The 1,187-nt window shown below is 30.2% G+C and carries 2 protein-coding genes; one reads left to right on the forward strand and one right to left on the reverse strand.

Annotated features, from left to right (window positions below; genetic code table 11):
- The coding region (locus tag K6343_06715) for a glutamate--tRNA ligase (GenBank protein ID MEF3245649.1) at positions 1–609 on the forward strand (609 nt) is incomplete at its 5' end.
- Here the strand turns inward: K6343_06715 and K6343_06720 are convergent.
- Positions 584–1,187, reverse strand: a 604-nt coding sequence (locus tag K6343_06720) for an RNA methyltransferase (protein MEF3245650.1), incomplete at its 5' end; no start/stop codon positions are given. The genes K6343_06715 and K6343_06720 overlap by 26 nt on opposite strands.

A 1,187-nucleotide genomic window follows, 5' to 3' on the forward strand; every position in this document is an offset into this window, starting at 1 on the left:
TCCAAGGATGAAAGAGAATTCTTCACAAAAGAAGAACTCATTAACCTTTTTACACTTGAATCTGTTAACAAGGCTCCTGCTGTATTTGACCTTGAAAAACTAAAATGGATGAACCACAAGTACATTTTAGAAAAAGATTCAAAAGAGTTGTGTGAGGAAGTCATCCAGGACATAAAAACATCATATGGAATAAGCGAATGTAATGAAAAAACCGTCTTGATGGTAGATGCTGTTAAAGGCAATATAAATTTTATAAAAGATGTTAAAGATTTGCTCGCTCCATTTTTTGAAAAGAAAAAAATTGACAAAAATTCTCCTGAAGGTAAGTTGCTTAGTGATGCTGATGTTATTAAGACTTTTGATTACGTTTTGAGAAACATTGAGAATTTAGAATTTGAGAAAACTGCAGTTGAGAATTTTTTAGAGAGTTTAAGAGAAAAAATCAAACTGCCTTCAAAAAAGATATATCACCCACTTCGTGTTGCTTTGTTTTACTCAAAGAATGGTCCAGAACTTTACAAATTATTTCTTATTCTTGGAAAAGATGAGGTTAAATTCAGATTGAAAGAGGCTCTTGAGTTTACTAAGTCATCAATTCAAGAGCAGTAAGCACGGCAACAACACCTGCAAATTGTGATCTAACTATACCTGAAGTAAGTTTTACAAAATGAATTCCTTGTTCTTTAAAGTAGTTTAATTCTACGTTTGAAAAGCCGCCTTCAGGACCTATAAAAAATCTTACAGGTTGGTTAATTGAAACTATTTGTTGTAAGTTTATTAAGGTGTTTTCTCCTTTTGGATGCAATAAGATTGAATTTGTTATTATTTCTTTAGGTAGATTTTCTAAGTTTTCAAAATATGAAATCTGTGGAACAAAACATACTTCGCTTTGCTCAGCAGTATTTATAGCTATTTCGCTAAGTCTTTCAAGGTATTTTTCTTTTATATCTATATTACTTCTTTCGGACTTAAATAGATAAATTTTTTTTACATACGCCGATATAAGAAGCCTTATTGCTAATTCAAGTTCATTTTTATCTATCACTGCCTGTATAATCTCAAAATTGAATTTGCGTTTTTCTATATCTTTTATATTGTCAATCTTTATCAAAAGATTGTTTTTTGTAATCTCTTCAAGGAAGCCTTCGTATATATGTTTTTCATCAAAAAGTGATATTTTTTCTCCC

The sequence above is a fragment of the Caldisericaceae bacterium genome, assembly GCA_036574215.1.
Classification (GTDB): Bacteria; Caldisericota; Caldisericia; order Caldisericales; family Caldisericaceae; genus Caldisericum.